The sequence below is a fragment of the Nonomuraea fuscirosea genome, assembly GCF_035917475.1.
Classification (GTDB): Bacteria; Actinomycetota; Actinomycetes; order Streptosporangiales; family Streptosporangiaceae; genus Nonomuraea; species Nonomuraea fuscirosea.
Window position 1 is genome coordinate 901,248 of the sequence record NZ_CP109074.1, and the last position, 25,440, is coordinate 926,687.

Below are 25,440 nucleotides of genomic sequence, written 5' to 3' on the forward strand. Positions count from 1 at the left end.
GGGCAAGATCATTACACTTGTAGCGGTATGGCCGTATTTCCCGATGGCTGGCGTCACCGAATGGGAGGAATGACCCGACATGACCGGCACCTGTACGTTCTGCGGCATCGTCGCCGGAGAGGTCCCCGCGGAGATCGTCTACTCCGACGAGCACGTGGTCGCCTTCCTCGACATCTCCCAGGCGACCCGCGGCCACACCCTGGTCGTCCCCCGTGAGCACTGCCGCGACCTGACCGACATCGGTCCGGACCGGGCCGGCCTGCTGATGCGCGGCGCCGTACACACCGCCGATCTGCTGCGGCGCGCGCTGGAACCGGGCGGGATGAACATCTGGCACGCCACCGGCGCCACGGCCTGGCAGAGCGTGTTCCACTTCCACCTGCACCTGGTGCCCCGCTACGCCCCCGACGACCTCCGGCAGGCGTGGACGCACCGCGAGCTGCCGCTGTCGTCGCTGACGCCGGTGGCCGACCGGATCAGGACCGCGGCGGAACGGCGGCCGGACGAGTCATGACCTCGATCGGCGGAGCCACGGGCGGCGCGTCCTGATGAACGTCACCAGGAACATCACCTGGATGCCGCCCTCGACCAGGATGAGCAGCGCGGCGTCGACCGCGGCGACCGCGGGCCCGCCGTGCAGACCGTCCCAGACGGCGGCGAACGCGTGGACCAGCCCGTTGACGATGATCGGGCCGCCGTAGAAGGCGAAGACCGTCAGCGTGACGGAACCACCCAGGGCGAGGGCGACGGCGTAGATCCGTACGGCACGCCGCTCGTGCGGGGCCAGCTCGCCGGTGGGGTCGGTCACCGGCGAGGCGGGCCTCCTGAACGGGGTGCCGGCCCGGGCGAGCAGGTACCGGACGTAGCGGAGCCCGTCCCCGAACAGGTCCTTGCACCGGAGCAGGTCGCGCAGCACGAAGTAGAGGTCGGTGCGCATGTAGATCTGGGCCTGGAGGGGCAGGGACAGCAGCGCGGTCAGGATGAAGGCCCGCAGCAGCGCATCGGCGAAGCCCGGCACCGGCAGGTACGCCACGGCCAGCAGCATCGTGGCGATGAGGAAGAGGTCGGAGGCCATCCCGGCCAGGTACACGCGGTAGCGGTGCCTGCGGGGCACCCCCCAGATGGCGGTGACGTCGGTCTGCACCACGAGGTAGTGCAGACGGGTGCCGAACGCGATGCGTGCCGGAGCACCGAGCGAACGCGCCGCCAGCAGGTGCATCATCTCGTGCACGCTCGCGAGTACGGAGAAGAAGGCCGTGTTGACCAGCACGGAGAGCCCGGTGTACTCGCTCCAGAAGAAGTCACGGTGATGGGGGAACAGCTCCGGCCGCACGACGACGGTCAGCGCCGCGGCCGCGACGACGGCGAGCCAGACCAGCCTGACGGGCCCGGCGAAGAGCCACCGTACGTGCCGCTCGGTGATGCCGGGGAAGTGGGCGGCCTTCGGCGCGGTCCCCGGCAGCGGCAGCCCGTCGATCTCGGCCACGAACTCGAGGTCGGCGAGCGACTCCACGAAGTCGGCCACGTCCAGCTCGACGTCGTGCTCGTCGGCGATGGCGGCTTCGACGTCCGCGACCGGACGCCCCTCGCCGAGCAGCCGGATCACCTCTCCGCACACCGCGGGCAGCTCGACGAACTCGCCGAGGTCCGGGCGGCCGGCCACGATCATGTCCGGGTCGTCGTCGTCGGGACGGACGACGAGCGGGTGCAGGCGTACGACGCTGCCCGCGCCGACCTCGGCCGCCGGGACGCTCACCCGGCCCCCGGCCCGCACAGCGGGCAGTCGTCGTCGCGCGGGACGTCGATGAAGTACTGGTGGTCCCAGACGGCCATGTTCCAGTGGAAGACCCTGCCGCGGGTCTGCGCCGGCAGGCCGCCGAGCTGGTACAGCACTTCCAGCGCACAGAGGTGGCCGCTGATGTTCGCGCTGGCCGCGACCACCGCGTTCGGCCGTGACTCGGGCAGCAGCCGCCCGAGCTCCTTCTCCTTACGCGCCTCCTCCTGCCGGTCCAGGCAGGCCCAGCAGCCGGTCTCTCCTGGCACGAACGAGCCCACGACGACCATCGGCCCGGTGTAGAGGCTCATGAACCACGGGGTGCCGGTCCGCAGGGCGGCTTCGTTGGTCCACTCGACGATCTCCGGATGCGGCTCGTCCGCGCACAGGACGAACAGGTCGCAGCCGCTCATCAGCTCCACGACGTCGCCGGGGCCGGTCACCTTGGTGTCGCCGCCGGTCACCGCCACCGCGCCGTTCATCGCCCGCAGCCGGGCGACGGCCTGTTCGACCTTGGGCTCGCCCACGTCCGACTCGGCGTACAGGAGCTGACGGGTCAGGTTCGACTCTTCGACGCGGTCGAAGTCGGCGATCCGCAGCGCTCCGATGCCGCTCGCCACCAGTCCCGCCGCCACGGCCGATCCGGTGCCGCCCACGCCGAGCAGGCTCACCCGGGCCGCCTTGATCTTGGACTGGACCTCGTGGGGCGACGTACGCGGCGAGGTGTCGATCCAGCTGAAGAAGTGGCGTGCCGATTCGTGCCGGGCGAGGTCGCGCTCGGTGAGGTTGGCCGGCACGGGCGCTCCCGCGTCCTCGATGAAGCCGCTCTCGATCAGGTCGGCGACGACCTCGCGCACGCTGTCGTCGTCCACGTCGGGACGGGTCTCGGTGAAGTCGGCGCAGATCTGGTCGACCGTCCGGGTGCCGTCCATGAGGGCCACGATCGCGGCGATGCTGCCCTCGTCGTCGTCGGCTATCTCGGAGGCCACCCCGTACTGGGACAGTCCGATGACGATGCGATTGCCCGGCAGCAGGAACGGCTGGTGAACGCGTTTGACCCTGGGCAGACGCACTCGTCACCTCCTTCTTCGCAGGAAAAGCGGAACCGGCCGGACAAGATCCGGCCGGTTCCGTAGGTCAGTAGGTCAACCGCTCTGTCCGCCGCGGTTGATGGTGGTCTCGATCTTCTCGAGCTTCCTGATCTTGACTTCGAGCTTCTTCTTCTTCTCCATCGACATCTCCTCGCTCTCGACCTCAAGCCGGGGAGATTCCCCGAACGACGACCGGCGAAGGACACGCGCAACAACGTGAGTCCCACTCGCCACTCTTGTGAGCAAGATCCTGACACTCGCGTGATATGGACGTCAATGCCGTATTTTTCGGACGACAGCCCCCGAAGTGACAGGCGGCTCAGCGCTGAGTGAGGCCTCCTCCGCGGGACCGGCCGCCTGCCCGCCCAGGCTTACGGTCAGACGGTCTCGTCCAGTTGGGCGGCCAGTTGCTCCAGGCCGCCCTTGATGAGCCGGCCGTAGTCGTCGTCGCCGAGCGCGCCGATCCCGTCCCGCGCCTGCCGCAGATGCTCACGGGCGCGGTCGAGATCGCCCAGCTTGCGGTAGCACTCGGTCAGGTTGAGGTGCAACGACGGATACAGGCCGGCCACCGAGAGCGGGACCCCGGCCTGGGCCACCCGCTCGTCCGTGATCGAGCCGACGGCGGCGAGGGCCCGCAGATCCCACATCAGCTCCTCGCCCACGTCGTCCTGCACGTCGGCCATCGAGTGGGCGAGGACGCAGACGTGCAGCGGGTCGCCCTGCTCGCCGCCGATGTCGTCCCAGATCCGCGCGAACAACTCACGGGCGTCGTCGCGCCGGCCCTGCTGGTGGTTCAGCTCCACGCCCTGGGCGATCCGGGCCATCGTCGGGTCGGCGGTCATGCGCGGCTCCTTCGGGGTCGCGGGACGATCGCGGCACAGCCTACTCGCCGTTCGGCGAATCTCAGTGATCCTCTTGCCTGATTCGCTGGCATCTGCCAGGCCGGAGCCTGGTCTTACGTCGCCTCCACAGGCGTTTAGCGTCTCCGGGGAACTGCCCGGCGACGTGGAACTAGGCCGCGCTCTGCTCGAGCGTCATCGCGTTGAGCAGGTTGCGGGCGGCGTTGACGTCCCGACCGTGCTCGAGACCGCACCCGCACGTCCACGCCCGGCCAGCGAGCGTGAGGTCCCGGTTGATGGCACCGCAGCCGCCACACAGTCTCGAGGACGGGAACCAGCGGTCGGCCGCCCACACGCTCGAGCCGTACCAGCGGGTCTTGTACTCGAGACCGCCTTGCCCGCCTTGCGCAGCTTCCGCAGTGCGGCCTTGAGTGGCTTGGGGGCGTGCAGTTCGGTGACGGTGCCGTCGTCGTCCACGATGGTGGCGAACGTCTTCACCCCGACGTCGATCCGCACGCCGGCGCATCACTCGAGACCGCGCGCTTTTCGTTGATGCCGGTCCGGTCGATCTCGAGTTGGAACGACACCCACCAGCGGCCCGCCTGCTCCCGGACGGTGGAGCCGACCACTCGAGCACGACCGTCCGCGATGCGGTCGGTCAGCCACGACATGTCCTCGAGTGTGCGCACCTTGCCGACACCGGGCAGGCGGATGATTCGAGGGGACTCGGGCCGGGCGCGGTCGGCGTCGTAGCGGAACCTCGAGCCGTGCTTGCGCTTGCGCCAGTCTGGGAAGCCGATCTTGCGGCCCTTCCTTTTCCCGGACCTGGAGTCGAAGAAGTTCTTGAACCCGGCCGCCCGGACCCGGCACGCCTCTTTCGGCACTCTCGAGGACAGGCCCTCTTCGGTGAACCACGGGTAGCGGTCGCGGTGCTCCAGACGCCACAGCCTCTCGAGTGTGGGGGCGGACCACGGCACGGGCGTCAAGTCCTTGTCGGGGACGCCGTAGGTCTTCTCTGCCTCGCGCTGCTAGAGCGCGGCTTTTACCTTCTCGAGGCAGAAGTTCTCCACCACCCGCGACAGCCCCGCATGCCGGCCGAGCCGGGCCAGGCGGTCGCGGTGCTCGACCACGATCATCGAAACGGACGCATCGCGCAGCAGCCGGGCCAGTTTCGGCCGTCGGCCGTTCAGCCCGGACCCGACCTCGGTGACCACGTCCGAGATGGTCAGTCCCATCCCGGTCGCGGCGGTGACGACACGCCCCGCCTGCCGCTCCGGCGCCACACCGGGCCTGCCCGATCTGGTGTGTTCGGAACGGTTTCCGGTGGTGAGCACCTGACGGTGGCGGGCCTGATGCGTTCCGGTCAGTTTCCCGTGGTGAGCACCACGCGGTAGCGGGCCTGGTTGTCCACGACCCGCTGGTACGCCTCATTGATCTGCTCCAGCGGACGCTCCTCGGTGATGGGCCGGACGCCGGTCAGCGCGGCGAAGCGCAGGGTGTCCTCCACGTCCTTGGCGGTCCCCGACGGATGGCCGTGCACCGACTTCGTGCTCGGCAGGATCTGGAACGGGCTGACCTCGATCGGCTCAGGCGTGGCGCCGACCACGAGCAGTTCGCCGTTGTACTTCAGCCCGTCGATCGCCCCGCTCATCGCGGCGGAGCTCATGGCCGTGGCCAGCACGACCTGCGCACCGCCGAGAGCCTGCAGCGCCTGGGCCGGGTCGGTGGCTGTGGAGTCGATGTAGTGGTGCGCGCCGAGCCGTTTGGCCAGGTCGGCCTTCTCGGTGCCGCGCGAGATCGCCACCACCTCGAAGCCCATCTTCGCGGCGAACTGGACGCCGAGGTGGCCGAGCCCGCCGATGCCGAGCACCGCGACCAGGTCGCCGGCACGCGCCGAGCTGCGGCGCAGCGAGTTGAAGGTCGCCACTCCCGCGCAGCCCATGGGCGCGGCGTCGACCGCCGAGAACCCTTCGGGGATCCGGGCCAGCGCCGTTGCCGGGACGACGGTGGCGTCCGCGTATCCGCCGGCGTAGTGCCAGCCCGGCACCTTGACCTGGGCGCAGTGGATGAAGTCGCCCGCGCGGCAGGCGTCGCAGGCCCCGCAGTTGCCGCCGAACCAGCCGACCTCGACGCGGTCGCCGACGGTCCAGCCGGTCACGCCCGCGCCGAGGGCGTCGACGCGGCCGGCGATCTCGTGCCCGAACACGGCCGGCCACTCCACGGGGTAGCCGCCGTTGACGAAGTAGTGGTCGGTGTGGCAGACCCCGACGGCCTCGACGGTGACGCGGACCTCACCGCGCCCCGGCTCGGGCAGGTCCACGTCGACGAAATCGAAGCCGCCGCCGACCTCGGTCACCTGGGCGGAACGAATCTTGGTCATGATGTACCTCGCTGCTCTGTCGTTCTGACACTCACCAGTTTTCCCTCGTCAGAGGCCGGTCTGAGGGTCATCATCGGCCCTGCGCGACCTAGGACTCCCAGACCCAGGCACGACGGCGGCCCGCTTGGCACCATGGAGACATGAGCGTCAATCGTGAGCTGGCCGACTTCCTGCGTCGCGCCCGGAGCAAGGTGGATCCGGCGCGGGCCGGGCTGCCGCCCGACGACCGGATCAGGCGCGTTCCCGGGCTGCGCCGCGAGGAGGTCGCGCTGCTGGCCGGCGTCTCCACCGACTATTACACGCGGCTGGAGCAGGGGCGACGGATCACGCCGTCGGACCAGGTGATCGACGCCGTCGCTAACGCGCTCGACCTCGACGACGCGGGCCGGACGTACCTGCGCGAGCTGTTCGGCGCGACGACGCGCCCCACGCGCCGGCGCGCGCCGAGCGTCCAGCGGGTACGACCGGGGCTCTACCAGCTGCTCGACAGCCTAGACGGCAACCCGGCGCTCATCCTGGGCCGGCGCACGGACGTGCTGGCGGCGAACCGGCTGGCCCGCGCGCTGTTCACCGACTTCGACGCGATGCCGCCCAGGGAGCGGAACTACTCGCGCTGGATGTTCCTCGACCCGGCCACGCGGGACCTGTTCGTCGACTGGGAGGAGCACGCGCGCAACTGCGTCGAGAGCCTCCGCCTCGACCTGGGCGCCAACCCCGACGACCCGTTGGCCCGCGACCTGCTCGCGACCCTGTCGGAGCGCAGCGGGGAGTTCCGCGCCTGGTGGGCCGAGCACGGCGTCTACCAACGCACGTTCGGCAGCAAGACCCTGCGCCATCCCGTCGTCGGTGAGCTGACCGTCGAGTTCGAGACCTTCACCATGCCGGGCGACAACGACCAGACCATGTTCGTCTACACCACCGAGCCGGGGACGGCGTCCCGCGAAGCCCTCAACCTGCTCGCGAGCTGGACCCTGACCAGACCGGGCACCGACCCGGCACCCACGACCCCGCCACCAGGACGGTAGGGGGCGGACAGAACCGCCGGCCCCCTTCCGCCGAAGCCGAGCCGGTCAGGTCTGCCGGGTCAGGAGCTGGTGCAGGCCGCGGCAGGCCCTGGTCAGCGAGGTTGAACCGCGCCTTTTCGCGTACGCGGCCACCTCGGGGATCTCGCCCCGTGCGCCGGCCCACGTGGCGATGGTGGTGGCCAGGACGACGGCGTCGGTGTGCGGGCGCTGGGCCCGTTCGCCCTCTTCAGGGAGGAAGGCGGCCAGGAAGTGACGCAGGATCGTCCAGACCTCTTCGTGCGCGCCCTGCCTGGCGGCCAGCTCCAGCGAGGGCAACGCGGGCCCCGCCGGATGACGCGTACGCCGGTCCAGCAGCCCCAGCAGCCGGCCCGTCTCGGCGGCGGGCAGCGCGCCCTTGGCCGCCAGCCGCAGCAACGGGGGCACCGCCTCGTCGCCCTCCAGGGTGAGGAAGTAGGCCAGGATCAGCGCCGTCGCCGGCCCTGACGTGCCTCCGGCCTGAGTCAGGGCGCTGAGGTCGTCGATCGTGAGCTGGGGCTGGTGGAACCCGTCGATCAGGCCGACCGCCAGGTGCGCCGCCGCCAGCTCCCGGCGATGGGGCGTCATCCCGGGCCAGAACTCCCGTGACCCGCGCCGGAACGAGATCGTCTCGGGCCCCGTCAGCAGGGTGTCGAGGTGGGCGAGACCCGTGGGCGGGATCGGCTCCCAGCTCACCTTGACGTCTTGGTCGAGGACATGGTCGCCGTAGGAGCCAGGGCGAATGGTCCAGGTCAGCTCCACCCGCGGGGACGGGAGCGCGCCGCGCCCGAACCAGTGGGCGATCGTCGCGGCGGCGGCCGTCCCGATGGCTCTCGCGCGTTCGGCCAGGCCGGGGGAGGGGCCGGGCGGGACGCGCAACAAGGCCTGCTGCAGGTCCAGCGGCAGCGGCTCGCGGCCGGCCGCCGCGCACTCGATCAGGCGATCGAGCAGGGTCTCCGGGTCGAGGTGGCCGTCGGCGCGGGTGGGGGTGGCCAGCAGGACCGGGGGCAGAGTGCCGGCCTTGGCCGCGCGCAGCAGCTCGTCGAGGCGGGACAGCAGGAAGAGGTCGGGGCCGGCGCACCGCCGCGGCGAGGGGAGACGGTTCCAAGGGGCGGGCGCGGGCCGGGTCCGCGGGTCGTAGAGATCCTCAGGTGGGGCCTCCGGTTCGGGCGGATCGGTCCTGAGGTCGGTGGTCCGCAGGAACTCCTCCTGGAAGGAGTCGGGCATCTCGTGCAGCGGGAAGATCGTGCGCAGGCCGGGGAACAGCTGGTACGCCGTCGCGGCGACGTTCATCATGCTGTCGTACAGGGCCTGCCCGAGATCACCCGGTTCCTCCGCCCCGGACCGCCGCTCCCTGGACGACGTAGCCCAGGACGAAGCCTGCCGCTCCTCGGACGTCGTCCCCCAGGACGAGGCACGCCGTTCCCCGGACGTCGTTCCCCGCGACGAGGTGCGCCGCCTCGGTGGACGTGCGTCCGGCGGGCCCGGATCCTCGCCGGGGTTGACGAGTTCCCTGGCCAGCGCGGTGCACCAGTCACGAGGCGAGCGCCACACCGGCATGTCATAGAGCACCGGCCGCAGCTCTTCGCCGAACCGCCGGGCCAGCGTCTGCTTCAGAGCGTCCCGGTCCGCGTGCGCCTGCCGCGTGACCGCCGCCAGCCACGCCTCGACCCCGACCCAGCCGCCCACCTCCAGCGGACCGCTCGCCGGACCTGACCCGGGGAACGGGCCGCTCGCGGGGCCTGGGCTGGTGAACGGGCCGCTCGCCGGATTGGAGACGGAATACGGGCCGATGTCCGGGCCCGAGTCCGAGTACGGGCCGATCTCCGAGCCTGAGACCGGGAACGGGCCGGGGACGGTGGCCTCGGGCAGGCGGCCGGGGGTGAAGTCGCCGCTCCAGTCCTCGGTGAAGCGCTCGAAGAGCTGCCGCGCCGAGGCGGAGGGGAGCAGATCGGCCGCCTCAAGGATCGGGGCCGTGTCGGTGAGGTGGGCGGCGTGCTTGAGGGTGAGGGTGACCGCGCGGTCGCGTACCTCGTGCGAGGCGTGCCCGTAGGCGTGGGTCAGCGCGGTGACGTGGTCGGGCACCCGTTCCGGATGGCGGCCGAGATGGCGGTCGAGCCAGGTCAGGCCCTTCACGGCGAGCCCGGTCTCCTGGCGGAAGGTCATCGCCTCGATGGCCTCGGCCACGTCCGCGGGATCGAGCCGCGCCCCGCGCACCTGCCGCCAGGCCAGCTCGGCCACCTGGCCGGGCGCGACGGGCAGCAGCCGCAGGTAGTCGTGCAGCCGCCCGGCCGACTCCTGGGGCGAAGGCGCGACGAGCGTGTGCAGCCGGACGAAGAAGCGCAGGTCCCGCCCGTCGCCGCCGCGCAGGAACCGGCTCACGCAGCCGGCGATGATCTGCTCGCGCGGCAGCGTGCGGGCGGTCAGGGCGAGCCAGTGGGACGGCTTGGGGGTGAGCGTCTCGCCGGACAGGGCCCGGCCCGCGCCGGTGGCCTCGAAGATCTTCGGCAGCAGGTGAGGGGTCAGCGGGTCTTCGGCCAGGACCGTCGCCGACAGCCAGGCCGCCACCAGAGGTTCGTGGTCGGGCGGGGTGACCCCGGCGTCACGCAGCAGCGCCAGGGCCAGCGGCACGAACCGGTCGTCGGTACGGCGGACGCGGCGCGCCAGCCGTACCGCGAGATCGGCCCGCCAGGCCGCCGGGCGGCCGGAGAGCGCGCGTACCAGCCGGTGCGGGCTCGGCGCGTCGGACCAGCGGGGGTTGAGGTCGCGCCGCGTCAGCCAGGTGGCCGCCCCGGCCGGACCCGGCAGGGTCGCCGCGCCCACCATCATCAGCACCTCGGCCGCGCCGACGACCAGCCCGCCGACGCCCCAGCCGGCATCCCAGTCGGTACGGAGCTCGGCGAGCAGGCCGGGCGCGTCGGCGGCGACAGCGGCCCGCTCCGCGTCGGTGAGCCGCGCTAGTCGCCCGGCCAGCCCCTCGGCGTCGTGGTCGAACACGAAAGCCCTGATCTCTGTACGAATGCCGTCGAGAGTCATGACACGGCCTCCGTGAGCTGGGCATGCATGCGAGTGCGGTCAATGGTCATGACGTGGCTTCCGTGAGCTGGGTGTGCAGGCGCTGGCACTCGTGGGCGAAGCGGCTCTTGCGCCGGCTGCCCGTGAACGCGGCCACGGCCGGGATCTCCCCGCGCGCGCCGGTCCAGCCGGCCACGTCGGCGGCGAGGGCGACGAGCTCGGTGTGGGTCACGTTGGCGCGCTGCCCCTCGCGCGGTAGCAGTTCGGGCAGCAGGGCGCGCAGGATGCGCCACACCTCGTGGTGGCCGCCGGCCTCGGCCAGCTCGGTCAGGGCCGTGATGGCGGGACGGGTCTCCAGCCAGGTGCGGCGCAGCACCAGCGCGAGCTGGCGGCCGATCGCCTCGGCGGGCAGCTCGCCCTTGGCGGCCAGCCGCAGGATCAGCGGGACCAGGCCGGGCACACCCTGGACGAGGAGGAAGGCGAGGATCACCGCGGTGGCCTCGCCGGGCGGGCCCTGGGCGATCTCCAGGCCGGCGAGCTCCGCCGGAACCGCCCACGTGCCCCAGTGGCCGCGCAGCAGGTAGGGCAGGAGGTTGACGGCCACGATCTCGCGATGCGAGGGCAGCATGGCGGGCCAGGCCCACGTCGTGCTGTTGTAGTCGTCGTAAAGGTAGTCGGACGGCTCGCGCAGCAGCACCTCGTCGATCAGCCGGTGGCCGGTCGGGGCCGTCACCCGCAGCACGGGGCGCAACCTGACCGAGGTGAAGTGTTCCGGCTCCGTGTCGCCGAACTCGACCATGGACGCGTCGACCAGGTGACGCCACACCAGGCCGCACTCGGGGTCGGCCATACCGTCACCGGCGAGCCAGTGGGCGGCAGAGCGCGCCGCCTCCGAGTCGACCTTGGCCGCCCGCTCGGCCGCGGCCTGGTGGCGGCCCCTGGGCAACCGCAGCAGCGCCTGCGCCAGGTCGGACGGCACCGGCTCGACACCGGCGGCGGCGCAGGTCTCCAGCCGGTCGACCAGCACGTCGGGGTCGAGATGGCCGCTCATCCAGGTCGGCGTGGCCAGCAGCACCGGCGGCAGGACGCCGTCGCGCAGGGCCGCGAGGAGCTCGGCGTAGCGGAGGAGCAGGAAGTCGTGCGGCGGGGTGACGTGGTGGGGATGGGGCAGGTGGTTGCGCCGCCGCCACTCCTCGTGCTCGGGCAGCGCCTTGGGCAGGAACGAACGCAGCCTGGGCGGGACGAAGACCACGGTCACCTGCACGAGCGGCTCGTCCGCGCCCGGCGGAGGCACCGGGCCCCCTGCCAGCATCGCCCTGATCCGGCCGGGGTCGACGCCGAGCTCGGCCATCCGGTCGTAGGCGAGGCTCAGGACGTGGGACGGCATGGCCTGCGCGGAGTCGTCGTAATGGGCGCGGGTCCCCGCCGGACGATCCGGCCGCGGGTCCTCGCCGTGCTCCGGCGGTTGCTCGGCGTCAGCGGGATCGGTGGGATCCCTGGGCTCGGTGGCGTCGGTGGCGTCGGTGGCGTCGGTGGTGTCGGTGGGGGAGGGGCCCAGGTGGATCCGGCCGCCGGCGAACGGGACCGGCCGCCCGCCCTCGTGGGCCACCGCATGAGCGGGGCCGTCGTCGCTGGTCCAGGTGATGAAGAAAGCACGCAGCGGGGCGTCGTCGTCGAGGTAGCGGCCGGGCCGGTGGAAGCCTCCCACAGTGATCCGCCGGGGCGACGGCTCGTCGTCGGGCTCCTCGCCACGGGTGAGGACGCGTACCCGTACGGAGTGGTTCGCGGCGTCCCAGAACTTCCGCGGCCCGACCGGCGGCCGCTCGGGCACGCTGCCGGGGGTCACGAGCTCGGCGCACAGCGCCGACTGCCAGTCGTCCGGGTCGAGGCGCACGTCCTTGCGCCGCCAGTCCTGCCAGTGAGGCAGGCCCTGCTCGACGCGGGGCCCGAGCTGACGGCGCAGCTCTTCCCGGTCACCGGCGGCCGCGGCGACGAAGGCCGCCAGCCGGCGTTCGTCGCGGACCCAGCGCTCGCCGTCGCCGGAGGAGAGCGACGGCTCGGGGAACGGCCGCGGCGCGGCGGGCTCCGGCAGCGGCGGGAACTCCTTCCGCTCCGGCAGCGCCTCGGCCGGGATCTCCCCGCCGAACCGCTCGGCCAGCTTCGCGCCCAGGTCGGTGGGGAGGTGGTGCAGGCCGTCGCGGATCGCCTCGGCGTGGCCGGCGAACACCTCGGCGTGCTTCAGGCTCAGCTCGACCGCGCGGTTGCGTACGTCGAAGGACTGGTGCGCGTACGCCGTGGTCAGCGCGGGCACGAAGTCGCCGGCCGCCTCCGGCGCGGCACGGAGCGCCTGGTCGAGCCAGCGCAGCCCCGTGACAGCGAGCTTGGCCTCGGCCCTGAAGGTGAGCGCCTCGACCGCCTCGACCAGGTCGGCGTGGCCGAGCGGCAGCGCCGCGCGCACCTGCCCGGCGGCCAGCTCGGCGACCGGGCCGGGCGCGGACGGCAGCAGCCGCAGGTAGTCGCGCAGGCGGGGAGCGGACTCGGCGGGCGTGGGGGCGAGCAGCGTGTGCAGCCGGACGAAGAAGCGCAGATCCTGCGCCTCGCCGCCGCGCAGGAAACGGCTCACGCAACCGTCGAGCACCTGCTGCCTGGGCAGCTCGCGGACGGCGGCGGCCAGCCAGTGCGACGGCCGCGGCTCCAGCCGCTCGTCACGCAGGGCACGGCCCGCGCCGTCGGTGTCGAAGACCCGGGGCAGCAGCACGCGCGTCAGCGGGTCACGGGCCGCGACCGGCCCGGCCAGCCAGGCGGCCACCAGCGGGTCGTGGTCGGGCGGCACGGCCCCGGACTCGCGCAGCAGCGCCACGGCCAGCGGCGCGATGCGGTCGCCTGGGCGGCGGATCCGCCTGGCCAGCCGGACGGCGACGTCGCGGCGCCACTCCAGGGGACGGGTGGCCGCCACCCGGCACACCTGGATGACGTCGATCTCCCCGGCCCAGCGGCGGTTGACGTCGCGGCTGGTCATCCACGTCACGGCGGCGGCCGGACCGGTGATGACGGCGACCCCGGTCAGCAGCAGCGCGGGGGCGGCCGTGTCGATCAGGTCGCCGATCTCCCAGGACTCCAGCTCGTCGTCGAAGTCGTCGGGGTGCGCGGCGCGCACCTGCTCGGCGTGGACGTGGCGCAGCTCCTTGACCAGGCCGGGTAAGCGCCCGCCGAGCTCGGCGCGTTCCGCGTCGGTGAGCTTGACCAGCCGGGCGGCCAGGAGGGTGACCTGGCCGCGGGCGACCAGGTCACGGATCTCGGTCCAGAGGCTCATCGGGAGACCTCCACGGCGGCGCGGGCGACGATCCGGGCGGCCAGCACGTGTTTGCACGGCCCGCGCGAGCCGCGATGGTCCCACCACCACTCGCAGGTGCAGGAGCCGTCGGCCAGCGAGACCCGGCGGGTGCCACCCGAGGTGCGGACGGTGGCCGACTCGCCTTCGAGCTGCACGGCGCCCGCCTCGACGAGCCTGCGCGCCTTGGCCAGCCGCGGGTTGAGCAGGCTCACGTCATCCTTGTCGTACGGCAGCTCGCGATGGAAGTGGGCGGCCTCCGACAGGTCGTAGCCGACCCGGCCGGCCACGCCGAGCTGGGTCAGCGCCGCCCGCACCCGGTCGGCGGGCAGACCGGCCCGGTCCGCCAGCAGGCCGATCTCGACCTCGGGCTCGAAGTTGAGCAGCATGCCCACCACGTCGGCGTCGTTCTCGGCCTCGTCGGTGGCCAGGTCGTCGAGCACCGCGCCCTCGCCGGAGAAGCCGCGCCAGCGCTCGGGCGAGAGGGTCAGCGTGTAGCGCATGCCGGGCAGCTCCAGCTCCCAGGCGCTGGAGGCGGCGTCGGCCGGGCCGTACACCCGCAGCGACTTCGCGAAGCGCAGCAGCGGCAGCAGGGTGGCCAGCCGGTTGGGGCCGGCGAGCTGAACCGAGCCGGGGATCTGACGCGGCGAGACCTTCAGCTCGCGCCCCGCCTGCGCCACCCACACCGTGCCCTTCCTGGGCAGCCCGCGCAGGAACCGCACCGCCGCCATGCCGGCCAGCTCGCCGCGCTGGTCCATGCCGGAGGCGATGACCTGCACCTCGGCGAAGCCGCGCAGCCAGCGCTCGGGCAGCGGCACCTTCTTCTCCACCACCGCGCCGTCCATCGTGGTGACGACCAGCTCGTCCAGACCCACCCCCAGGTGCAGCGGGTCACGCGCGCCGATGCGGGCCAGGGCCTCGCGCAGCGGCGCGTTCACGTCGACGTTGGTGGTGCCCCGGTCGAACACCTCGCCGTCGAGCGCGCCGCCCAGCAGGTCGAGCCGGGCGTAGACGCCGCCGCAGGCTGAGAACGACTCGAACCGCAGCCGGTCGCCGTTGCACGTCACCACGGGGTCGCGCACCCAGCCGGGCCGCGACTGCGGCTGGTGGTAGCGGGCCAGTGCCACGTCGGCGACGCCGAGCAGGGCCGCCGCGGCGGGGGCGGCCTGGGTCACCACGCCGCTGAAGAACCGGGGGGCGACGGCCGGGCCGGACAGGGCCCGGCCGCCGGAGGTCGCCAGGCCGAGCCGGCCGTCGACGAGGGAGGAGGGCGCGGCGTACGTGTACGCCTGCGTCGTTGAGGTCATGGCCGGGACAGTAGATCAACACACCGACAAACCGGCTCGGCCGATGTGAGCGAGGGCATAGGGCCCCGGCCTTGACGGCCGCCCTGACCGCGCGCTACTAGTGATCGAACTCTGTCGGGGGAGCCACACATCCACTCAGTGGGGGCACGGCCATGGCGGGAGCGACGTTCGGCATCCTGGGCCCTGTTCAGGTGCGGGCGGCGGACGGGCGGGAGATCGCGCTCAAGGGCAAAGAGGCCGCGGTCCTGACGACGCTCCTCCTCAACGTCAACACGCCCGTCCCCAGGGACCGGCTGATCGCCGCGCTGTGGGCGGCGGCTCCGCCCTCCGCCGTCTCCAACGTGCAGACCCACGTCGCCCGCATCAGGAAGGCGCTCGCGTCCGACCTCCGGCTCTTCACCAGAGGCTCGGGCTACCTGCTCGAAGCGGACGAGGAGGACGTCGACCTGCTGGTCTTCGACCGCGAGGTGCGCCGGGCGCGGGCCGATAGGCGGCGGGGCGATCTGGTCGCCGCGGTACGCGGGTTCCAGGGGGCCCTGGCGTTGTCGCGGGGGCGGCCGGCCGAGGGCGTCCAGGTGCACGACTGGATGCGCGAGCGGCTGGCGGAGCTGGCGGAACGGCTGGTCGAGGCGCGCCTGGACGGCGCGGAGGCCAAGCTGGGCGCGGGCATGCCCGCCGAGGCGATCGGCGACCTGCGGCCGCTCCTCGCCGAGCAGCCCCTGTGCGAGCGGGGCTGGCACCTGCTCATGCTCGCGTACGTACGGACCGACAAGCGCCACCGAGCCCTGGAGGCCTACCAGCGGGCCCGCACCCACGTCGTCGCGGAGCTGGGCGTCGAACCCGGCCTCGACCTGCGCCGGCTGCACGCGGTCATCCTGGCCGACGACCTGAGAGCGGCCGAGCGCGGACCGCGCGCCACGGTCTGCCAGCTCCCGCCCGACCACGCCGACTTCGTGGGCCGGCGCGACGAGGTGGCCGCGGTGACCGGGAACCTGCTCTCGGCGCTCGGCCACGGCGCGCCCGGCGGCACGGCCGTGCCGGTCAGCGCCATCTCCGGCCAGGGAGGCGCGGGCAAGACCACGCTGGCCGTGCACGTCGCGCACCGGCTGAGGCACGAGTTCCCCGACGGCCAGCTGTACATCGACCTGCGCGGCTGCGAGCGGCATCCGCTCGACGCGGCCGAGGCGCTGGGCCGGTTCCTGCGCGCCCTGGGCCTGGACGCCTCCCGGCTGCCGGCCGAGCTCGACCAGCGCGTCGAGCTCTACCGCGAGAGCCTGGCCGACCGGCGCTACCTCATGGTGCTGGACAACGCGGCGGACGAGGCGCAGGTCCGCCCGCTCATCCCGGGCACGCGCGGCTGCGCCGTGCTGATCACCAGCAGGCAGCGGCTGGCCATGCTCCCCGCGACCCGGCGCATCGACCTCGACGTCCTGCCCGTCGCGGACGCGGTCGAGCTGCTGGGGAACATCATCGGCGCCGAGAAGGTGGCCGAGGCGCCCTCCGACGCCCGCACCCTGGTCCGGCTCTGCGGCGAGCTGCCGCTGGCCGTGCGCATCGCCGGCGCCAAGCTCGCCGCTCGGCCCCACTGGGACCTGGGCCACCTGATCACCCGGCTGAGCGACACCCGCGGCCGGCTCGGCCAGCTCTCCCACGGCTCCCGCGAGGTCCGGGCCAGCATCGCCATCGGCTACCAGGGCCTGCCGGCCCAGGCCCAGCGGATGTTCCGCCGGTTGGGGCTGCTGGAAGCGCCGGACTTCCCGGTCTGGGCCGGCGCGGCCCTGCTGGACACGTCCGAGGTCGAGGCCGAGCAGCTGATGGAGGAGCTGGCCGACATCCGGCTGCTCGAAGTGGCCGGCCACGGGCCCGGTGGGCAGGTACGGTTCCGGTTCCACGACCTGATCAGGGCGTACGCGCGCGAGCGGGCCGAGGCCGACGAGACGGACGGCGCACGTTCCGCCGCTCTCGAACGGGCCTTCAGCGGCTGGCTGGACCTGGCCCAGCGCGCGCACCAGCGGCTCTGCGGCGGCGACTACCGGGTCGTCCACGGCGACGGGATCGTCTGGCGGCCGGACGCGAAGGCCGCGGAGCACGTGGTGGCCGACCCGATGGCCTGGATCGAGGCCGAGGCGGCGGGCGTCGTGGCGGGCGTGCGCCAATGTGCGGCGCTGGGGTTCGACGAGCTGTGCTGGGATCTGGCCACCAGCACCGTGGACCTGCTCCAGACCAGGAACTCTTACACCGCCTGGCGTACCACGCACGAGACCGCGCTGCGCAGAGCCCGCGTGTCGGGCGACCTGCGCGGGCAGGCGGCCCTGCTGAACGGGCTCGCCCGGCTGTGCCTGGCCCTCGACGACCTGGACGGCTGCGGCCTGGCCCTGGAGGAGGCCCTGGAGCTGTTCGACAAGGCAGGAGACCGGCACGGGCACGCCCTGACCCTCGTCTACCAGGCCGAGCTGCACCGGCTGCGGGGGCGCGATGCCGACGCGCTGGCCTGCTACGAGCAGGCCGGCGACGCCCTGACGCGGGCCGGCGACCGGAGCACGGAGATCACCGTCATGCGGGGTGTCGGCCGGATCCACTTCCGTACGGGCCGGCTGGAGCTCGCGGACACGTATATCCGGCGGGCGGTGCGGACGGCGGACGAGATCGGCGACGTGCGCTCGCGCGAGTTCACCAGGATCGTGCTGGGGGAGATCGTGCTCGCCCAGGGCGACCCCGCCGCCGCGGAAGGGCACTTCGGCCAGGCGCTGGGCGTGCTCGACGCGCTCGGCTTCCCGAGCGGCGTCGCCTACGCGTCCCTGGGCCTGGCCGAGGCGCGGCTCGCGCGGCACGATCTCGCCGACGCCGAACGTCTCCTGGAACAGCCTCTCGCCATCTATCGCGATATAGACGACAAGATAGGTCAGGCCCGGGTGCTGTTCACCAGAGCGGAGGTGTGGCACCGGCAGCGGCGCCTGGACGCGGCGGCCGCGCTGCTGAACGAGATCGTCGCGATGTGCGCGGCCATCCAGGCCCCGAGCCGCCAGGGCATGGCCCTGCGCCTGCTGGGCGACGTGCACCGTGACGCGGGAGACCTGCCCGCCGCCGTGGCCGCCTGGCGGCGCGCCCTCACCTTCCTGCGGGTCACGTCCCCGCCGGAGGCCGGCAAGGTCGCCGCGCTGATCGAGCGGCACGCCCCCTGACCGTACGGCGGACGCGGCTTCGCCCTCGTGACGAGCGGGCCGGGGAACATTCGTTCAATCCGCCGCCGCGCGCCGGCGACGACACTGGAGTCACGACCGCTTCGCCATCGAACGGAAGTGGACGGCCACGCCGCCGGCGGAGCCACAGAGACGAGGGCAGGTTCATGCGGATTCTCATCTCCGGAGCCAGCATCGCCGGCCCCGTGCTGGCGTACTGGCTGACCAGGCACGGCTTCTCCGTCACCGTCGTCGAGCGGGCGCCGGCCCTGCGCAAAACCGGCGGCCACGCGGTGGACCTGTTCCGGCCCGCGATGGACATCACGGAGAAGATGGGCCTGCTCCCGCGCGTCGAGGAGCGGGCCACCGGCGCGACGAGGATGACCCTGCGCGGGGAGGGCGCGCGGCGTCCCGTCCGGATCGACCTCGCCAAGATCTTCAGCGTCGCGTCGGGACGGCACGTCGAGATCATGCGGGACGATCTGAGCGAGATCTGTTACGACGCCACGCGCGACGACGTCGAGTACGTCTTCGACGACTCCATCACCGCGATCTCGCCCGACGGGGAGGTGCGGTTCGAGAACGCGCCGCCGCGCCGCTTCGACCTCGTCGTCGGCGCGGACGGCCTGCACTCCAACGTGCGCCGCCTCGTCTTCGGCGAGGAGTCCCGCTTCGGCGCCTTCATCGGCGCCTATCTCGGGGTGCTGACCCTGCCGGAAGGTTTCAGCCGCGACGGGGAGATGCTCATGCACGTCGGCGTCGGCCGCACCGCCGGCATGTACGGCGCCCGGCACCTCGGCGAGGCACGGGCGTTGTTCCTGTTCAGGAGCGAACGCGAGCTCGACTACCACCGGCACGACGTGCCCCGGCAGAAGGAGCTGCTGCGCGGCGCGTTCGAGGGGCTGCACGCCGAGGTGGACCGCTGGCTGGACGAGCTCGACGACACCCCGGCGTTCTACTTCGACTCGATCACCCAGCTCCGCATGGACACCTGGTCGCGGGGGCGGGTGACGCTCGTCGGCGACGCCGGCTACTGTCCGGGACCGGCCGTCGGCGGCAGCACCAGCCTGGCCGTGGTCGGCGCGTACGTCCTGGCGGGGGAGCTGGCGCGGGCGGGCGGCGATCATGAGCGCGCCTTCCCCGCGTACGAGCGCGCGATGACGGAACACGTGCGCGGCAGCCGCGCGGCGGCGCTCAGCGCGGCCAGGACCCTGGTGCCCACCTCCCGCCTCGGCGTCTCGGGGCTGACCCAGGGCATCCGCCTGATCTCCGCCCTGCCCGCGGGCCCCAGGCGCGCCCTGCTCCGCCTCACCACCAAGAGCGGGCGCGTGTACGAGTCCATGACCCTGGACGACTACCCGCCGTCACTCCATACGCACGGATCCTGACTCCCACAGGCGGATCCTCAACCGGCCGGCGGCGCGGCGGTGGAGGCGCGGTAGACCATGGAGACGGGCAGGACCTCCTCCTCCGCCGCGCTCCGTTCCGCGATGCGATCGAGGAGCAGGCGGACGGCGGCCGCCCCGGCGTCGGAGAACGGCATGCGCACGGTCGTCAGCGGCGGGATGGTGCGGGCGGCGACCGGATGGTCGTCGCAGCCGACCACCGAGCAGTCGTCGGGGACACGACGTCCCCGCTCGTGCAGGGCGTTGAGGACCCCGACGGCCATGAGATCGTTCTGCACGTACATCGCCGTGAGGTCGGGGGCTCGGTCGAGCAGCCGGTGCGTGGCCGCGTAGCCGCCCTCGACCTCCCACGCGCCGTCCTCGACCAGCAGCGGATCGTCCGGCACACCGTGCCCGGCCAGCACCTCCCGGTAGACGGCGGTGCGCTGCTGCGCGCTGTGCCGCCGCTGGAGTCCGGTCACCGTGGCGATCCGGCGATGGCCGAGCGCGAGCAGGTGGCGGACCGGGAGCGCCGCGCTGTTCTCCGCCTCGATGGTGACGGACGGCACCCCGCCGCCGGCGATGTCGTGCAGGCTGACGCACGGCGGCCCGGCCCGCAGCAGCCGCCCGACCTCCTCGTCCTCCTCGGTCGCCGGGGCGTTCATGATGATCCCGTCGACCCGGCGTTCCATCAGCACGCGCAGGTACCGCACGCAGTCGGACCCGTCGGGCTCCAGGCTGCTGAGGATCACGCTGAGGCCGTGCCGCCGGGCTTCGCGCTCGATGCCGACCAGGGACAGCGCCGGCGTCGAGTTGCTGAAGTCGACGGTGATCACCCCGAGGGTCAGCGAGCTGCGTGACTTCAGGCTGCGGGCCAGCGCGTTGGGGATGTAGCCGATCTCCTCGGCCGCCTCGATGATGCGCTGCCGGGTGGCCGGGTTGACGGCGCCCTTGCCGTTGAGCACCTTGCTCACGGTCTGGAAGCTCACGTTGGCGCGCGCGGCGACGTCTCTGAGCGAGACACTGGCCACGGTGGTCACCTCCGAAGGGCGAACGTTCGCATCGCCGGTGTGGCAGCACGGCCGCGCGGCCATGTTCCCCACCTGCGGGCTGGGATGAACTGGTCCACACCCTAACGCGGAAGGGTTGACGTGGCCACCTGGGCTGGCACACCATAGGCGAACGTTCGCCTTCGGATCGGCCCAGGTCCGACGCCTCGACCATCCCCCGCTCCCTCGTCTCAGTTCCCGCGCCACGCTTCCGGCGGGAAGGAGAGGACCCACCATGACCGTTCTCGGCCGCCGGCGATTCCTCGGACTGTCCGGCGCCGCTCTGGCGGGCGCGCTCGGCGCCTCCGGATGCAGCCGTACCTCGCAGCAGGAAGCCGTCACCACGGCCGGCGCCGACGTGATCCGCTGGTGGGATCACTTCCAGCCGCTCAAGCCGTTGTACGAGCGCATGTTCGCCGAGTACGGCAAGGCCCACCCCGGCACCCGGGTGGAGCACGTGGTCTACAACCCGAGCGAGATGGGCCAGGCGCTGCAACTGGCGTTCAAGAGCAACCAGATCGCCGACGTGCACACGGTCGCCGGCCTCGGATCGTCGGAGGCGGCCCTGGTCGCCGGCGGCTGGTTCTCCCCCCTGGCGGACCCGGACGCGATCCGGGCGAAGCTCCCCGCCGACAGCCTGCTCGAAGGACTGCACGTCTTCGACGGCAAGCTCTACACCTTTCCCGTCTTCACCCCCCGCCAGTACGCCACGCTCAACTGGTTCAACCGCGAGCTGGTCGAGAAGGCGGGCGGCGATCCGGACGCGGGCCCGGCCACGTGGGACGAGTTCCGCGCCCTCGCCGCGCGCATCACCAAGGACGGCGGCGGCCGCGCGTACGGCTGGATCCAGGGGCTGCAGTTCCAGGAGCGGATGCAGACCCACGTGACCGAGCTGGCCATGTCGGCCGGAGCCGCGCTCGCCATCATCCCGGGCGCCGGCGAGATGGGCCTGGTGGATCCGCGCACCGGCGACTACCCCTACGCGAGCGAGCCGTTCGTCCAGGCGCTGGAGTTCCTGCTGTCCCTGGTCCGCGACAAGGTCGTCTTCCCCGCCTCCACCTCGCTGGACGCCAGGACCGCCCGGGCCAGGTGGGCGACCGGGGTGGCGGGCATGTTCTTCGACGGGTCGTGGAACATCGGCGTGGTCAACGGGCAGTTCAAGCAGTTCGCCGGAAAGGTCGGCGTCGGTCCCGTGCCCTCGCCCGACGGCGAGCCGGTCCTCTACGGCGCTCCCGCCCAGGGCCAGCTGTTCGTGTCCAGCAAGTCCAGGCACGTCGAGGCGGCCTCCGAGCTGCTCGCGCAGTGCACAGGACCCGAGTTCAACCGGGCGCTGGCCGGCTACATGGACCAGGTGCCCCTCGACCTGGAGGCCGTCGCCACGGCGGACGTGCACCCGACGTACAAGCGGGCGGTCGAGCTGTTCGGCCGGAACGTACGCCTCGCGCCCAGCCCCGTCTCCCGCAACCCCGCCGTCACCCAGGTGATCAGCGAGATGAAGGAGCAGCGGCCCACGCTCGGCGAGATCACCCAGGGCATCCTCAGCAGCGAGATCACCGACATCGGGAAGACGCTGCGCGAGCACAATGGCAAGCTCACCGCCGAGCGGGAGCGCGCCACGCGGGTGGTGTCGGGCAAGGGCGTGCGGGTGAGCCTCGACGACTGGGCGTTCCCGAACTGGAAGCGCGGCGAGGACTACACGGCGGAGATGTACCGGCAGTGATGAGCACCATGACGCGGAAGGCCCCGGCGGGCGGCCGGCTCGCGCCGGCCCGCCGCCGGGGGCTCGCCGCCAGAATCTGGGCCGAACGCTGGTCGTACGTCTTCCTGCTGCCCACCGTCGTGCTGTTCGGCATGTACACGATCTGGCCGATCGTCTCCGGCCTGTACTACTCCCTGCTCGACTGGAACGGCCTCGGCGCGGAACGCCCCTTCATCGGCCTGGCCAACTACCGCGAGGCGTTCGGCGACCCGCTGTTCTGGAAGTCGCTCGGGGTCACCCTGCTGATCATCGCGGTGACCGTGCCGCTGCGCGTCGCGCTGAGCCTGCTGGTCGCGCTCGTCCTGAACAACCCGCGGCTGCCCCTGGCCAAGCTGTTCAGGACCGCGCTGTTCGTGCCCGTGGTGACGACGACGGCGATCATCGGCGTGGTCATGGGGTTCATCTTCGACCCCGCCGGCGGGCCGGTGAACCAGCTGCTGCTCGACCTCGGGATCGTCGACCAGCCCGTCGACTTCCTGGGCGACCCCGCCACCTCCCTGTGGACGGTGATGGGCGTGCACATGTGGAAGTGGTTCGGGATCACCCTCGTCTACTGGCTGGCGGCGCTCCAGACCATCCCCGTCACGGTCTACGAGGCCGCGCGGACGGACGGCGCGGGCGGCTGGGCGGCGCTGCGGTACGTGACGCTGCCGATGCTGAGGCCGTTCCTGATCATCATCGCGCTGCTCACGGCCATCGAGACCATGCAGATCTTCGACCTGGTCCTGACCATGACGAACGGCGGGCCGTTCTTCTCCACCCTGACCACGGAGGTCTACATCTACCAGCAGGCCTTCGCCGGCACCACGCCCCGGCTCGGCTACGGCGCGGCGCTCGGCGTGCTGTTCGGGGTCTTCACGCTCGTCTTCGCCGCGATCCAGGCCGTCGGCCTCCGCTACGCGAACCGGGTCAGGAGCAGCTCATGAACGCCGCCCTCCGCCGCCGCCGTCTGGGCGTCTGGGCCCAGGTGGCCGTGCTCGCCGTCATCTGCGTGGTGTGGATCTATCCGCTGCTCTGGATCGTCTCCGCCTCCTTGAAGGACTCGCTGGGGGTCTTCTCCGGCGGGCTCGGCCTGCTCCCCGGCTCGCCGCACTTCGAGAACTACGCGCGGGCCTGGCAGGACGCCGACTTCGGGCTCTACACGGTGAACAGCGTGATCGTCACCCTGGGCACGGTGGTCCTGGTCGTCCTGCGCTGCGCCCTGGCCGGCTACGTCATCGCCCGCCGCGAGTTCATCGGCAAGCGCGTGGTCGTCGGCGTGCTGGTGGCCACGCTGTTCGCCCCCGGCGGCCTGACCATCATCCCCGTGGTCGAGCTCAGCGACCTGCTCGGGCTGCTGAACTCGCGTACCGGCATCATCCTCGCCCTCGCGGGCGGCGGACACGTCGCCGCCGTCCTGCTCTACGCCGGCTACTTCAACCGCATCCCGCGTGAGCTCGAAGAGGCGGCGATCATGGACGGCGCGGGCTTCCTGCGTACGTTCTTCCGCGTCGTGCTGCCCCTGGCCGGCCCGGTCACCGCGACCGTGAGCGTGATGACCTTCCTGGCGGCCTGGAACAACTTCCTCCTGCCGCTGGTCTTCACCTTCAGCCGCCCGGACCTGCGCACGCTCTCGGTGGGCATGCTCGCCTTCCGCGGCACCAACTCCACCGACTGGTCCGGCCTCGCCGCCGCGGGCACCATCTCGCTGGTCCCGCTGCTCCTCGTCTTCCTCGCGCTCCAGCGCTACTTCGTCGAAGGCGTCGCCGGAGCCGTGAAGTCCTGACGCGCTGACCCCCGCCCGAGCCGGGCCCGCCCGAGCCGGGCGGGCCCGGCGCGACCGACCCCGATTGAGGACCATGAACGCACCGAACATCCTGCTCATCTGCACCGACCAGCAACGCTTCGACGCGCTGGGCGCGTACGGCAACGACGAGATCCACACGCCCCACCTCGACCGGCTGGCCGAGCAGGGCGTGCTGTTCGAGAACTGCTACGTCAACAGCCCCGTCTGCGGCCCCTCCCGCGCCAGCCTGATGTCCGGCCGCCACGTCCACGCGCACGGCGCCTGGGCGAACGGCGTCGGCCTGCCCGCCCACGAGCGGCTGTTCTCACGCGATCTGGCCGACCACGGCTACGACTGCGGCCTGGTCGGCAAGTTCCACGTCGGCGGAGCCTGCTCGGGCGGCCGGCTCGAACCGCGGCTCGACGACGGCTTCCGCGTGTTCCGGTGGGCCCACGACCCCTACCCGGGATCGTCCGAGAACGCCTACCACCGGTGGCTGCGCGCCGTCCGGCCCGACCTGTACGAGTCCGCCGTCCAGGCCGGCGCGGGCACCGGCTTCGACGCGATGCCCACCGAGTTCCACTACAGCCGGTGGATCGGGAACGAGACCATCGACTACCTGCGGCGCTCCCGCGATCCCGGCAAGCCGTTCTTCTTCGTGGCCAACTTCTTCGACCCGCACCACGGCTTCGGCGCGCCGAAGGAGTACGCCGACGCCTACCGGGACAAGCCGCTGCGGCGTCCGGTCACCCGCGACCAGGAACTCGCCGGCAAGCCCCCCGTGCTCACCGAGGCCTCGCACCGCTCGTACGCCGGCCACGCCCGCGGCTACGTCGAGTACACCGAGTCCGAGCTGCACGACGTCAAGGTCAACTACTACGCGATGGTGAGTCTCGTGGACGACGAGGTGGGCCGCATCCTCGCCGCCCTCGACGAGACGGGCCTGGCCGAGAACACCCTGGTCGTCTTCACCAGCGACCACGGCGAGATGCTCGGCGACCACCAGCTCATGCTCAAGGGCCCGATGATGTACGAGTGCGCCGTCCGGGTCCCGCTCCTCATGCGCTGGCCGGCCGGGCTGCCCGCCGGGGAACGGCGGGCGGAGCTCGTCCAGTGGATCGACCTGGCGTCCACGTTCCTCGCCGCGGCCGGCGCGCCGCCCCTGCCGCGCGGGCAGGGGCTGGACCTGCTGCCACTGGCCCGCGGCGAGCAGGACGCGCCGGTCAGGGGCTGGGCCCTGTGCGAATACCGCAACAGCGGCCACCCGTACCCGGAGCCCGTGCACACCACGATGCTCAGGCGGGACCACTGGAAGATCGTCGTCTACCACGGCGCCCCCTCCACCACCCGGGCCCGCACCGGCGAGCTGTACGACCTGGACCGCGACCCGGCGGAGCTGGACAACCTGTGGGACGACCCGGCCCACGCCGCCGTGCGCGCCGAACTCCAGGAGTCTCTGCTCGACGTCCTGGTCGCCACCGAGGACCGCAGCCAGCCCCGGCTCGGGGACTGGTGAGGACGTAGGT

General features: G+C 72.4%; 19 protein-coding genes and 1 pseudogene. 8 read left to right on the plus strand and 12 right to left on the minus strand.

Features of this window, described 5'->3' with window-relative positions; all coding sequences use genetic code 11:
• The first annotated feature begins 79 nt into the window (after window positions 1–79).
• Window positions 80–514 carry an HIT family protein gene (locus tag OIE67_RS04060; RefSeq protein WP_326636781.1) on the plus strand — a complete coding sequence of 145 codons (435 nt, stop codon included), beginning with the start codon at window positions 80–82 and terminating at the stop codon, window positions 512–514.
• Here OIE67_RS04060 and OIE67_RS04065 read toward each other — a convergent pair.
• The 8 genes and pseudogenes from OIE67_RS04065 to OIE67_RS04100 form a co-directional block, all read right to left on the minus strand.
• Window positions 509–1,756 carry a PqqD family protein gene (locus OIE67_RS04065; protein ID WP_326636782.1) on the minus strand — a complete coding sequence of 416 codons (1,248 nt, stop codon included), beginning with the start codon at window positions 1,754–1,756 and terminating at the stop codon, window positions 509–511. The genes OIE67_RS04060 and OIE67_RS04065 overlap by 6 nt on opposite strands.
• Entirely contained in the window at window positions 1,753–2,847 is a 1,095-nt protein-coding gene (locus tag OIE67_RS04070) for a TOMM precursor leader peptide-binding protein (protein ID WP_326636783.1), read from the minus strand. Before OIE67_RS04070 ends, OIE67_RS04065 begins: the two co-directional genes overlap by 4 nt.
• A 72-nt stretch (window positions 2,848–2,919) precedes the next feature.
• On the minus strand, window positions 2,920–3,111 hold the full coding sequence (locus tag OIE67_RS04075) for a hypothetical protein (protein ID WP_326636784.1): 192 nt from the start codon (window positions 3,109–3,111) through the stop codon (window positions 2,920–2,922).
• A 131-nt stretch (window positions 3,112–3,242) separates the two neighbouring features.
• On the minus strand, window positions 3,243–3,707 hold the full coding sequence (locus OIE67_RS04080) for a hypothetical protein (protein ID WP_106238909.1): 465 nt from the start codon (window positions 3,705–3,707) through the stop codon (window positions 3,243–3,245).
• 169 nt (window positions 3,708–3,876) lie between these two features.
• Window positions 3,877–4,230 carry a zinc ribbon domain-containing protein gene (locus OIE67_RS04085; protein WP_326636785.1) on the minus strand — a complete coding sequence of 118 codons (354 nt, stop codon included), beginning with the start codon at window positions 4,228–4,230 and terminating at the stop codon, window positions 3,877–3,879.
• A complete protein-coding gene (locus tag OIE67_RS04090) occupies window positions 4,199–4,681 on the minus strand; it encodes a hypothetical protein (RefSeq protein ID WP_326636786.1) in 483 nt (160 codons plus the stop codon). Before OIE67_RS04090 ends, OIE67_RS04085 begins: the two co-directional genes overlap by 32 nt.
• Before the next feature lie 117 nt (window positions 4,682–4,798).
• Window positions 4,799–4,978, minus strand: a pseudogene (locus tag OIE67_RS04095) (recombinase family protein); the annotation flags it as partial.
• Between the two features lie 89 nt (window positions 4,979–5,067).
• Window positions 5,068–6,084, minus strand: a complete 1,017-nt coding sequence (locus OIE67_RS04100; RefSeq protein ID WP_326636787.1) for an alcohol dehydrogenase — start codon at window positions 6,082–6,084, stop codon at window positions 5,068–5,070.
• 140 nt (window positions 6,085–6,224) lie between these two features.
• Between OIE67_RS04100 and OIE67_RS04105 the strand changes: the two genes are divergently transcribed.
• Window positions 6,225–7,109, plus strand: a complete 885-nt coding sequence (locus tag OIE67_RS04105) for a helix-turn-helix domain-containing protein (RefSeq protein ID WP_326636788.1) — start codon at window positions 6,225–6,227, stop codon at window positions 7,107–7,109.
• A 45-nt stretch (window positions 7,110–7,154) separates the two neighbouring features.
• Here the strand turns inward: OIE67_RS04105 and OIE67_RS04110 are convergent, their stop codons facing one another.
• From OIE67_RS04110 to OIE67_RS04120, 3 genes are read right to left on the minus strand one after another with little or no spacing between them, the layout of a single operon-like run.
• Complete coding sequence (locus OIE67_RS04110) at window positions 7,155–10,160, minus strand: hypothetical protein (protein ID WP_326636789.1); 3,006 nt, start codon at window positions 10,158–10,160, stop codon at window positions 7,155–7,157.
• Window positions 10,161–10,206: 46 nt separating this feature from the next.
• A complete protein-coding gene (locus tag OIE67_RS04115; protein WP_326636790.1) occupies window positions 10,207–13,452 on the minus strand; it encodes a DUF7824 domain-containing protein in 3,246 nt (1,081 codons plus the stop codon).
• Complete coding sequence (locus OIE67_RS04120; protein ID WP_326636791.1) at window positions 13,449–14,777, minus strand: SWIM zinc finger family protein; 1,329 nt, start codon at window positions 14,775–14,777, stop codon at window positions 13,449–13,451. The genes OIE67_RS04115 and OIE67_RS04120 overlap by 4 nt, the downstream gene beginning before the upstream one ends.
• Window positions 14,778–14,929: 152 nt before the next feature.
• On the opposite strand from OIE67_RS04120, the gene OIE67_RS04125 reads away from it, so the two are divergent.
• Both OIE67_RS04125 and OIE67_RS04130 read left to right on the plus strand, forming a co-directional pair.
• Window positions 14,930–17,959 (plus strand): AfsR/SARP family transcriptional regulator, encoded by a 3,030-nt coding sequence (locus tag OIE67_RS04125; RefSeq protein ID WP_326636793.1) that lies wholly within the window; start codon window positions 14,930–14,932, stop codon window positions 17,957–17,959.
• 164 nt (window positions 17,960–18,123) lie between these two features.
• The gene (locus OIE67_RS04130; protein WP_326636795.1) at window positions 18,124–19,344 is read left to right on the plus strand and encodes an FAD-dependent monooxygenase; all 1,221 of its coding nucleotides are present in this window, start codon (window positions 18,124–18,126) and stop codon (window positions 19,342–19,344) included.
• Window positions 19,345–19,361: 17 nt separating this feature from the next.
• Here OIE67_RS04130 and OIE67_RS04135 read toward each other — a convergent pair whose 3' ends face one another.
• Entirely contained in the window at window positions 19,362–20,372 is a 1,011-nt protein-coding gene (locus OIE67_RS04135; RefSeq protein ID WP_326636797.1) for a LacI family DNA-binding transcriptional regulator, read from the minus strand.
• A 253-nt stretch (window positions 20,373–20,625) separates the two neighbouring features.
• Here OIE67_RS04135 and OIE67_RS04140 point away from each other — a divergent pair, with 253 nt between their 5' ends.
• From OIE67_RS04140 to OIE67_RS04155, 4 genes are all read left to right on the plus strand, one after another.
• Window positions 20,626–22,110, plus strand: coding sequence for an ABC transporter substrate-binding protein (locus tag OIE67_RS04140; RefSeq protein ID WP_326636799.1), 1,485 nt, complete (start codon window positions 20,626–20,628; stop codon window positions 22,108–22,110).
• 8 nt (window positions 22,111–22,118) lie between these two features.
• On the plus strand, window positions 22,119–23,075 hold the full coding sequence (locus OIE67_RS04145) for a carbohydrate ABC transporter permease (protein WP_326636801.1): 957 nt from the start codon (window positions 22,119–22,121) through the stop codon (window positions 23,073–23,075).
• Window positions 23,072–23,914: a carbohydrate ABC transporter permease gene (locus OIE67_RS04150; RefSeq protein ID WP_326636803.1), complete on the plus strand. Its 843-nt coding sequence runs from the start codon at window positions 23,072–23,074 to the stop codon at window positions 23,912–23,914. Before OIE67_RS04145 ends, OIE67_RS04150 begins: the two co-directional genes overlap by 4 nt.
• A 73-nt stretch (window positions 23,915–23,987) precedes the next feature.
• Window positions 23,988–25,430, plus strand: a complete 1,443-nt coding sequence (locus OIE67_RS04155; RefSeq protein WP_326636805.1) for a sulfatase family protein — start codon at window positions 23,988–23,990, stop codon at window positions 25,428–25,430.
• Window positions 25,431–25,440: the final 10 nt, after the last annotated feature.

Bases quoted from the DNA above. Each gene is read 5' to 3' on its own strand.
- OIE67_RS04060 (WP_326636781.1), top strand. From the start codon at position 80: ATGACCGGCACCTGTACGTTCTGCGGCATCGTCGCCGGAGAGGTCCCC.
- OIE67_RS04080 (WP_106238909.1), bottom strand. From the start codon at position 3,707: ATGACCGCCGACCCGACGATGGCCCGGATCGCCCAGGGCGTGGAGCTG.
- OIE67_RS04085 (WP_326636785.1), bottom strand. From the start codon at position 4,230: ATGCGCCGGCGTGCGGATCGACGTCGGGGTGAAGACGTTCGCCACCAT.
- OIE67_RS04100 (WP_326636787.1), bottom strand. From the start codon at position 6,084: ATGACCAAGATTCGTTCCGCCCAGGTGACCGAGGTCGGCGGCGGCTTC.
- OIE67_RS04105 (WP_326636788.1), top strand. From the start codon at position 6,225: ATGAGCGTCAATCGTGAGCTGGCCGACTTCCTGCGTCGCGCCCGGAGC.
- OIE67_RS04110 (WP_326636789.1), bottom strand. From the start codon at position 10,160: ATGACTCTCGACGGCATTCGTACAGAGATCAGGGCTTTCGTGTTCGAC.
- OIE67_RS04115 (WP_326636790.1), bottom strand. From the start codon at position 13,452: ATGAGCCTCTGGACCGAGATCCGTGACCTGGTCGCCCGCGGCCAGGTC.
- OIE67_RS04120 (WP_326636791.1), bottom strand. From the start codon at position 14,777: ATGACCTCAACGACGCAGGCGTACACGTACGCCGCGCCCTCCTCCCTC.
- OIE67_RS04125 (WP_326636793.1), top strand. From the start codon at position 14,930: ATGGCGGGAGCGACGTTCGGCATCCTGGGCCCTGTTCAGGTGCGGGCG.
- OIE67_RS04130 (WP_326636795.1), top strand. From the start codon at position 18,124: ATGCGGATTCTCATCTCCGGAGCCAGCATCGCCGGCCCCGTGCTGGCG.
- OIE67_RS04140 (WP_326636799.1), top strand. From the start codon at position 20,626: ATGACCGTTCTCGGCCGCCGGCGATTCCTCGGACTGTCCGGCGCCGCT.
- OIE67_RS04145 (WP_326636801.1), top strand. From the start codon at position 22,119: ATGACGCGGAAGGCCCCGGCGGGCGGCCGGCTCGCGCCGGCCCGCCGC.
- OIE67_RS04150 (WP_326636803.1), top strand. From the start codon at position 23,072: ATGAACGCCGCCCTCCGCCGCCGCCGTCTGGGCGTCTGGGCCCAGGTG.
- OIE67_RS04155 (WP_326636805.1), top strand. From the start codon at position 23,988: ATGAACGCACCGAACATCCTGCTCATCTGCACCGACCAGCAACGCTTC.